At 61.1% G+C, this 8,807-nt stretch carries 9 protein-coding genes; 6 read left to right on the forward strand and 3 right to left on the reverse strand.

Annotated features, from left to right (window positions below; all coding sequences use genetic code 11):
• Positions 1–60: 60 nt before the first annotated feature.
• From ACODTO_RS18685 to ACODTO_RS18710, 6 genes are all read left to right on the forward strand, one after another.
• On the forward strand, positions 61–1,335 hold the full coding sequence (locus tag ACODTO_RS18685; protein ID WP_489106867.1) for an ABC transporter substrate-binding protein: 1,275 nt from the start codon (positions 61–63) through the stop codon (positions 1,333–1,335).
• 21 nt (positions 1,336–1,356) lie between these two features.
• Positions 1,357–2,319: a carbohydrate ABC transporter permease gene (locus tag ACODTO_RS18690; protein ID WP_175363400.1), complete on the forward strand. Its 963-nt coding sequence runs from the start codon at positions 1,357–1,359 to the stop codon at positions 2,317–2,319.
• Positions 2,316–3,158 (forward strand): carbohydrate ABC transporter permease, encoded by an 843-nt coding sequence (locus ACODTO_RS18695; protein WP_489106868.1) that lies wholly within the window; start codon positions 2,316–2,318, stop codon positions 3,156–3,158. Before ACODTO_RS18690 ends, ACODTO_RS18695 begins: the two co-directional genes overlap by 4 nt.
• Before the next feature lie 27 nt (positions 3,159–3,185).
• Positions 3,186–4,325 carry an ABC transporter ATP-binding protein gene (locus ACODTO_RS18700; protein ID WP_489106869.1) on the forward strand — a complete coding sequence of 380 codons (1,140 nt, stop codon included), beginning with the start codon at positions 3,186–3,188 and terminating at the stop codon, positions 4,323–4,325.
• Positions 4,322–5,845, forward strand: a complete 1,524-nt coding sequence (locus ACODTO_RS18705) for a glycoside hydrolase family 32 protein (protein ID WP_489106870.1) — start codon at positions 4,322–4,324, stop codon at positions 5,843–5,845. The genes ACODTO_RS18700 and ACODTO_RS18705 overlap by 4 nt, the downstream gene beginning before the upstream one ends.
• A gap of 64 nt (positions 5,846–5,909) precedes the next feature.
• On the forward strand, positions 5,910–6,902 hold the full coding sequence (locus ACODTO_RS18710) for a LacI family DNA-binding transcriptional regulator (protein WP_489106871.1): 993 nt from the start codon (positions 5,910–5,912) through the stop codon (positions 6,900–6,902).
• Positions 6,903–6,924: 22 nt separating this feature from the next.
• Here ACODTO_RS18710 and ACODTO_RS18715 read toward each other — a convergent pair whose 3' ends face one another.
• From ACODTO_RS18715 to ACODTO_RS18725, 3 genes are all read right to left on the reverse strand, one after another.
• Positions 6,925–7,332: a VOC family protein gene (locus ACODTO_RS18715; RefSeq protein ID WP_139645548.1), complete on the reverse strand. Its 408-nt coding sequence runs from the start codon at positions 7,330–7,332 to the stop codon at positions 6,925–6,927.
• Positions 7,333–7,356: 24 nt separating this feature from the next.
• The gene (locus tag ACODTO_RS18720; protein ID WP_139645546.1) at positions 7,357–7,782 is read right to left on the reverse strand and encodes a YciI family protein; all 426 of its coding nucleotides are present in this window, start codon (positions 7,780–7,782) and stop codon (positions 7,357–7,359) included.
• 271 nt (positions 7,783–8,053) lie between these two features.
• Positions 8,054–8,807, reverse strand: a 754-nt coding sequence (locus ACODTO_RS18725; protein WP_489106872.1) for a calcium-binding protein, incomplete at its 5' end; no start/stop codon positions are given.

The raw sequence follows: 8,807 nt of genomic DNA on the forward strand, positions 1-8,807 counted from the left end.
GCTGCTACATTTGGCGATGTTAACGTTAACTTTTAAAAAAACAAAAATAAAGAGGGCTTTATGAAACGACTCAAATCGCTCCTTCCAGCAGCGCTGTTCAGCGCTTTTGCCGGGCTTCCCTGCCTTTCCAGCGCAGCCGATCTGACGATCTCCTGCGGCGCGGTGGGTGCGGAGTTGCAACTGTGCAAAGAGGCTGTCGAGGCCTGGTCGAAACAGACCGGCCACAGCGTCGACGTGGTTTCCACGCCAAACTCGGCAACCGAGCGGTTGTCGTTCTACCAGCAGATCCTCAGTGCGCAGTCCAGCGACATCGACATCATCCAGATCGACATGGTGTGGCCGGGGATGCTGGCCAACCACTTGATGGATTTGCGCGAGGTACTCCCCGCCAACGCGACCCAAGGCTACTTCCAGGCCCAGGTGGATAACGCCACGGTGAACGGGCGGCTGGTCACGATGCCGTGGTTCACCGACTCGGGGCTGTTGTATTACCGCAAGGACTTGCTCGATAAGTACGACAAGCAGGTCCCCCAGACCTGGGAGGAAATGACCGCTACCGCCAGGGCTGTGCAACAGGCAGAGCGCGACTCCGGAAATGCCAATGCATGGGGTTACGTCTTCCAGGGGCGTGCCTATGAGGGCCTGACGTGCAACGCACTGGAGTGGATCAGCAGTCAACCGGACGGTGGCCTGGTCAATCCGCAAGGCGACATCGTGGTCAATAACCAGGCCTCAAGGGCTGCGCTGACGCTGGCGAAAAGCTGGGTAGGCGATATCTCTCCCCGTGGCGTGCTCAATTACACCGAAGAGGAAGGACGTGGGGTATTCCAGTCGGGCAATGCCCTGTTCATGCGCAACTGGCCGTATGCCTGGGCCCTGGTGCAAAGTCCGGACAGTGCGGTGAAGGACAAGGTCGGCATCGCACCCCTGCCCCGTGGTGGCGCGTCCGGCAGCCATGCTTCCACCCTCGGTGGCTGGGGCCTGGCGGTATCGCGCTACAGCGCCAGGCCCAAGCTCGCCGCGGAACTGGTGAGCTACCTGACCAGCGCCCAACAACAGAAACATCGTGCACTGGTGGGTGCCTACAACCCGGTTATCGAGTCGCTCTACCAAGACCCTGAGCTGATCGCGGCCATGCCGTATTACAGCCAGTTGCACAACATCCTGAACGATGGGGTCATGCGCCCCGCCGCCATCACTGCCGCCCGCTATCCCCGGGTCTCCAATGCGTTCTTCGATCAAGTCCACGGAGTCCTGGCTGGAGAGTTGCCGGTCGATCAGGCGCTGGTCGACCTGGAAAGCGAACTCACGCGCATCAAACGCCGGAACTGGTAAGCCACAAGGAAGGAAATCACCATGTCTGTCTCTTCTGTCCACGCGCCCTGCGCCGAGCATCTGCCCGCCCGGGAAACGCCGGTACAACGCCGCCGAGTACGCGCCGCCTGGCTGTTCCTGGCGCCGATGCTGCTGTGCCTGACCTTGGTAGCGGCCTGGCCGCTGCTGCGTACGTTCTGGTTCAGCCTGACCGACGCCAGCCTCGCGGATACCACGGGCGGCACCTTTGTGGGCCTGAGCAATTACCTGTTCTACAGCGGCTCCGGCTGGTCCGGCGTGCTGGTGGACCCACAGTGGTGGAACGCGGTGCGCAACACCCTGCATTTCACCGTGGTGTCGGTGGGACTGGAAATGGTCCTGGGGCTGCTGGTGGCACTGTTGCTCAACATCAAGTTCACCGGGCGCGCCCTGGTGCGGGCGTTGATCCTGATTCCCTGGGCGATTCCGACCATTGTCTCGGCGAAGATCTGGTCATGGATGCTCAACGACCAGTTCGGCATCATCAATCACCTGATGCTGGGCCTTGGTCTGATTGACGCGCCCCTGGCCTGGACGGCAGACGCGCAGCTGTCGATGTGGGCGGTGATTATCGTCGACGTCTGGAAGACCGTCCCTTTTGTCACGCTGTTGATGCTGGCTGCCTTGCAGATGTTGCCGGGCGATTGCTACGAAGCCGCACGGGTCGATGGCATCCACCCATTGAAAGTGTTCTGGCGGGTCACCCTGCCATTGCTGCTGCCGGCGCTGCTGGTGGCAGCGATCTTCCGCATTCTCGATGCCTTGCGGGTGTTCGATGTCATCTATGTGCTGACCTCGAATTCGTCGAGCACCATGAGCATGTCGGTCTACGCCCGCCAGCACCTGGTGGAATTCCAGGACGTCGGTTACGGCAGCGCCGCCTCGAGCCTGCTGTTCCTGGTCGTGGCAGTGATCGCCATCGTCTATCTGTACCTCGGACGCCGCCAGATGGAGGTCCGCTCATGAGTCGGCGACTGCTGAAAAAAGCGCTGTTGCGCCTCGGGTTCTGGTGCCTGATCGGGATCCTGCTGCTGTATACGGTCTTCCCTTTCTACTACGCCATCGTCACGTCGCTGAAGTCATCCACGGCCTTGTTCCAGGTGAGCTACTGGATCGACAACCCCGACTTTTCCAACTATGCCGCAGTACTCCAGCAAGCCTCGTTCCTGCGGGCCATCGGCAATTCGCTGGTGGTTTCGCTATGCGTGGTCGCGCTGGCGCTGTTCCTCAGTCTGACGGCTGCCTATGCGCTGGGCAGGGTCAAGTTTCGTGGCCGAGGCACGGTGTTGATGCTGGTCCTGGGCGTGTCGATGTTTCCTCAGGTCGCCGTGCTGTCCGGGCTGTTCGAGGTGATACGAGCCCTGGGCCTCTACAACACGTCCTGGGCGCTGATCCTGAGCTACACGATTTTCACCTTGCCCTTCACCGTCTGGGTGCTGACGACCTTCATGGGACAACTGCCCCACGAGCTGGAGGAAGCGGCAATCATGGACGGTGCGTCGCCCTGGGTCACGCTGACTCGCGTGCTGCTGCCGCTGCTCTGGCCGGCACTGGTCACCACCGGCCTGCTGGCCTTCATTGCAGCCTGGAACGAATTCCTGTTCGCCCTGACGTTCACCCTGACCGACACCCAACGCACGGTCCCGGTCGCCATCGCCCTGATTTCCGGCGGCAGCTCCCATGAACTGCCTTGGGGGTTGCTGATGGCGGCATCGGTGCTGGTCACCGTCCCACTGGTCATCCTGGTGCTGATCTTCCAACGCCGGATCGTTTCCGGACTCACCGCTGGCGCGTTGAAGGGCTGAGGCCCCATAAAGACAAGGAACCCTATCGTGAGCAAATTGAAACTGCACAACGTGAACAAACAATTGGGTGGCGCGCGCATTCTGCGCGACGTCAGCCTGGACATCGCGACGGGTGAGTTCGTGGTGTTCGTCGGCCCGTCCGGTTGCGGAAAATCGACCTTGCTACGCCTGATCGCCGGACTGGACTCGATCTGTGACGGTGACCTGCTGATCGACGGACGCCGGGTCAACGACCTGGAACCCCGTGAGCGTGGCGTTGGCATGGTGTTCCAGTCGTATGCGCTGTACCCGCACATGACCGTCTACGACAACATCAGTTTCGGGCTCAAACTGGCCAAGACCGAAAAGACCAGCCTGCGCGAGCGCGTGCTGAAAACCGCGCAGATCCTGCAACTGGACAAGCTCCTGCAACGCAAGCCAAAGGAGTTGTCGGGCGGACAGCGTCAGCGGGTGGCCATGGGCAGGGCCATGGCGAGGGAACCGGACATCCTGTTGTTCGACGAACCGCTGTCCAACCTGGATGCCTTCCTGCGCGTGCAGATGCGCAACGAAATCGCCCGGTTGCACGCCCGGCTGGGTTCGACCGTGATCTACGTCACCCACGATCAGGTCGAGGCGATGACCCTGGCCGACAAAATTGTCGTGCTCAACGGTGGTCGCATCGAGCAGGTCGGCTCGCCGCGTGAACTTTACGAGCGCCCGGCCAGCCGCTTTGTCGCCGGTTTCCTGGGCTCGCCCAGGATGAATTTTCTTGCGGCGTTTCTGCATGCGCCAGGGGAAACCAGCCTGGTGGAAAGCTTTGTGTTGGGCAAGGCATCCCTACCCTTCGACAGCTCCGGCCTCGCGGCGGACACCCAACTGAGCCTGGGGATCCGCCCGGAACACGTGACGCTGGAAGCCGCGCCAGGATCCGCTGGCGTGGTCGTGACCGGGGTCGAATACCTCGGTAGCGAAACCTATGTGCACATCGATACCGGCCAGGACGAGCCGCTGATCTGTCGTTGCGAGGTGAACGCAGGCTGGCAGGTCGGCGACCGGGTCAAACTGCGCCTGGAAACCGACAATCTGCACCTGTTCGATACCGACGGGGTGGCCTTGAAGCGTCACGCCCTTGAAACCCTGCCCGATGGCGTGCCACTGCGCCCGGCCCCCGCAGGCGCCCTATGACCTTGTCTTTGAATACCATGAACGCACCTATGCCCCCTGCAACCCTGTCCCCGGCCCTTGAACATGCACAGCAGGCGCTGAGCGATGGCCTGTCCCGCGTCATCCAGGATTACCGACCCGACTATCATCTTGCCCCTGTGGCGGGCTGGATGAACGACCCTAACGGAGTGGTGTACTTTCGCGGCGAATACCATGTGTTCTATCAACACCACCCCTTCGAAGCGAAATGGGGACCAATGTATTGGGGCCACGCCAAGAGCGCCGACCTGGTTCATTGGCAGCATCTGCCCATCGCTCTGGCGCCAGGCGACGACTTCGACCGTGACGGCTGCTTTTCCGGCAGTGCGGTGGTGTGCGGGGACACCCTGGCGCTGATCTACACCGGGCATGCGTGGCTGGGGGATGTGGGGGATGAACGCCTGATCCGACAAGTCCAGTGCCTGGCCACCAGTACCGACGGCATCCGCTTCGTCAAGCACGGCGCGGTGATCGAGCGCCCACCCGAGAACACGATCATGCACTTTCGTGATCCCAAGGTCTGGAAGCAGGATGACCATTGGTACCTGATTGCCGGCGCCCGCCTGGGCGACACGCCACTGCTGCCGCTGTACCGCTCGACGGATCTGCACGCCTGGGAGTTCCTTGATTATGTCGACCAGGGCGAGGAAGGCGATGGTTATATGTGGGAATGTCCGGATCTGTTTCGACTGGGCGGACGCGATGTGCTGCTGTATTCCCCCCAGGGCATGCATCCCCAGGGTTACGAACGTCTCAACAAGTACCAGACCGGTTACCGGGTAGGCCGGCTCGACAGCGATTGGCACTTCACCGGCGGGCCCTTTATCGAACTGGATAATGGCCATGATTTCTACGCCGCGCAAACGCTGGAGGCCGCCGATGGGCGACGCCTGGTGTGGGCGTGGCTCGACATGTGGGAGAGCCCGATGCCGAGCCAGGCGCATCACTGGTGCGGCATGCTCGGCCTGCCTCGCGAGCTTGAGTTGCAGGCCGATCGCTTGCGCGTGTTTCCGGCGCGGGAGCTGACGGCCTTGCGCCAGGCGCCGCTTCTCGGCACGTCGCCGTGGGCAGGTCCGGGCACTCAATGGTTATCGCACATCAGCGGCGACCGGCTCGAGTTCCTGGTGCACCTGGACCTGCTGGGCTGCACCGACGGTCACCTGGGCGTCGCCTTGCGCTGCAGCACTGATGACGAAAGCGCTGAACAAACCCTGCTCTACTACGATGGGGCGTTGCAACGCCTGGTACTGGATCGCAGTCGCTCGGGGGCGCAAGTCGACGGTCAGCGCAGCGTGCCGATAGACCCGTCACTTGAGCAGTTGGAGTTGCGGGTGTTTCTTGATCGTTCATCCATAGAGGTGTTTGACCAGAGCGGACGCTTCAGCCTCAGCAGCCGCCTCTATCCCCGCTCCGACAGCCTGGGAGTGAAGTTGCTGGCCAGCGGGAACGGCGGACACGTCTCCATTCCCAGGGCATGGCCGCTGGGATCAGGCTGGCTATGAACGGTCGCGAGAAGCCCGGACCCTGTGTCATGATTGCCCGTCAACCTGACGGGCCCCACTTCGCATGACTTCAGTGAAAGACGTTGCACAGCTGGCCGGCGTGTCCCTGATGACGGTTTCCAGAGCGCTCAACAATCCGGAAAAACTGAGCGCCGAAACCCTTCAGCGGGTACGGAGCGCCATTGATGAGTTGCAGTTCGTACCGAGCCTGTCGGCACGCAGAATGCGTGGCGATAACCTCCAGGCACGGACCATCGGTGTGTTCGCCCTGGACACTGCGACCACGCCGTTCGCGGTCGAGCTGCTGCTGTCCATCGAACAGACCGCGCAGCAGGCAGGCTGGAACGTCTTCATCCTCAACCTGTTGAACAACCCGCCCACCGACCAGGACATCGACCTGATGCTCTCGCACCGTCCCGACGGGTTGATCTTCAGTGCCATGGGGTTGCGCCAGGTGAGCATTCCCGAGCGCCTGAAGAGCAAACCGCTGGTGCTCGCCAACTGCCTGGAGGATGACGGTCGTCTGGTCAGTTATGTGCCCGATGACGAGACCGGCCAGCATCGCGCCGTGCATCACGCCTTGAGCCAGGGCTATCGGCGCCCGCTGTGCATCAATCTGCCAAAACGCAGCCTTGCCTGGGGTCTGCGACAGGTCGGCCTGCAGCGTGCCTGCCAGGCATTCGGGCTGCCTCCCGAAACACTGCTGCAATACGACCTTTCCGATCACGATGCCTATGGTGAAACCGCCACCATTCTTGACCGGCACATCGTCGACGGCCGCCCCGAGTTCGACATCCTGATCTGCGGCAACGACCGCATTGCTTTTTGTGCCTATCAGTTGCTGTTGGGCCGTGGCCTGAAGATTCCCGGTGACGTGGCCGTGCTCGGCTATGACAACATGATCGGCATCGCCGAACTGTTCATCCCGCCCCTGACCACGGTGCAACTGCCGTACTACGAGATCGGCCGTCAGGCCGCCCGGCACCTGATCGAAACGCTTGAGGTCACGGGCACCCAGCCAGTGGATTGCCCGTTGGTAATCAGGGCGTCGCTCTAGACCGACGCCCCGTTCGCCCCCCCTACTTCGCACCTTCGCAGTTGACCATCCAGGCAATCCCGAAACGGTCTTCGAACATGGCGAAACGTTCCGCCCAGAAAGTCTTTGCCAACGGCATGTGCACGCTGCCCCCCGCACTCAAGCCATTGAACAGTCGCTCGGCCTCGGCCACGCTGTCGACATTGAGGGACACCGAAACACCCTGCGGCTTGCGGTAAGGCTGGCCCGGCGGACAATCGGAGGCCATCAGGCTGAAGTCGCCGACGGTCAGGCAGGTATGCAGGATCAGGTTGTTGTCCTTGGGCATGCCCGTTTCTTCAGGCGCTTCGGCAAAGGTCATGGAAAACTGCTCACCGCCCAGCACGTCCTTGTACAGCGCGAAGGCTTCCTTGCAGTTACCGTTGAAGGTCAGGTAAGGAATGATTCTCATGGTCGGATCTCCTGGTGTCAGGTTCTACGATTGATCAGACATCTGCGCCCGCAGGCGTGCTTCCTGCTCGCGCAGGTCGGGAGTAAAGGTCTCGCCGAAATCCTCCATTTCGAAGATCTGGCGGATTTCGATTTCGCTGTCGCTGACCATCGGGTTTGGACAACGCTTGACCCAGTCAATGGCCTCCTGCAGCGACTGGACCTGGAAGATCCAGAAGCCGGCGATCAGCTCCTTGGTTTCAGCAAAGGGGCCGTCGACAACGGTCCGGTTCTTGCCGGAAAACTGTACGCGCACGCCCTTGGAACTGGGGTGCAGGCCTTCACCCGCGAGCATTACCCCGGCCTTGACCAATTCTTCATTGTAGGCACCCATGGCGGTCAGCAACGCTTCACTGGGCATTTCCCCGGCTTCCGATTCCGGGCTGGCTTTGACGATCACCAAAAATCGCATGGTCTTATCTCCTGATGCTGAGTAAGCCGCCGTTGCAGCGGTTCCATGGATAATCGAATGACAGTGGGAGAAATCGACAGGCTGGCTAAATTATTTTTCGAACCTATATGAAAACGCCGCCTGATAAGCGCGGCACTGTTCACTTGCTCGGAAACAGTCGCGAGGGAGCTTGCTGCCGCCTGAGTGCAAAGCGCCCACAAAAGAAAGGGCCGCTATGCGGCCCCAGCGGGAGCAAGCTCCCTTTCCACGAATCGGTGTTCTCAGAGGCCGATCAAGCAACCAGATCGCTGGCACTGAAGGTGTTGACACCCACCAGTTGGATTTCGAAATCCGCTCCCAGATTGCCGTCGATATTGCCGGAAAGCACATGGTCGACGAAGCGCAATTGCCCTGCACCGCTGAAGTCAGCCGAATCGATGAAGCTGAACTGGTTGATTCCTGCAGCGAGGATATTGGCATCCAGCTTCGACAGGTCAAGCTTATCGCCTTGGAGTTGACTGAAATCCAGGATGATGTCGCGAGCATTGCCGATACCCAGCTCATTTAACGCGCCGAACATGAAGCTATCGGCTCCGGTCCCCCCCGTCAGGGTGTCAGTGCCAATGCCACCGATCAGCACGTCATTGCCCGCGCCGCCGTCAAGCTGATCATTGTCTGCGCCGCCATCCAGAATGTCCGCGCCGTCCAGGCCGTTGAGCACGTTCGCGGCGCCGTTGCCGATCAGGCTGTTGTCCAGCGCGTTGCCAGTGAGATTGATGGCGGAGAGGCCGACCAGTTGACCATCCTCGACATTGGCCGACAGGGCATAGCTGACCGACGTGCGTACCAGGTCATGGCCTTCGTCGGCGAGCTCGGTGACCGTGTCGCCGATATTGTCGAGGACATAAAGGTCATCCCCCGCACCGCCAATCAGCGTGTCCTGCCCGGCGCCACCGACCAGCACGTTGTTGCCCGCGTTGCCGGTCAGTACGTTGTCAAGGGCGTTACCGAGGCCGTTGATGTTGTCATTTCCGATCAGCGTGAGG

This window comes from Pseudomonas sp. FG13 (assembly GCF_057809755.1).

Bases quoted from the DNA above. Each gene is read 5' to 3' on its own strand.
- ACODTO_RS18685 (WP_489106867.1), top strand. From the start codon at position 61: ATGAAACGACTCAAATCGCTCCTTCCAGCAGCGCTGTTCAGCGCTTTT.
- ACODTO_RS18690 (WP_175363400.1), top strand. From the start codon at position 1,357: ATGTCTGTCTCTTCTGTCCACGCGCCCTGCGCCGAGCATCTGCCCGCC.
- ACODTO_RS18695 (WP_489106868.1), top strand. From the start codon at position 2,316: ATGAGTCGGCGACTGCTGAAAAAAGCGCTGTTGCGCCTCGGGTTCTGG.
- ACODTO_RS18705 (WP_489106870.1), top strand. From the start codon at position 4,322: ATGACCTTGTCTTTGAATACCATGAACGCACCTATGCCCCCTGCAACC.
- ACODTO_RS18710 (WP_489106871.1), top strand. From the start codon at position 5,910: ATGACTTCAGTGAAAGACGTTGCACAGCTGGCCGGCGTGTCCCTGATG.
- ACODTO_RS18715 (WP_139645548.1), bottom strand. From the start codon at position 7,332: ATGAGAATCATTCCTTACCTGACCTTCAACGGTAACTGCAAGGAAGCC.
- ACODTO_RS18720 (WP_139645546.1), bottom strand. From the start codon at position 7,782: ATGCGATTTTTGGTGATCGTCAAAGCCAGCCCGGAATCGGAAGCCGGG.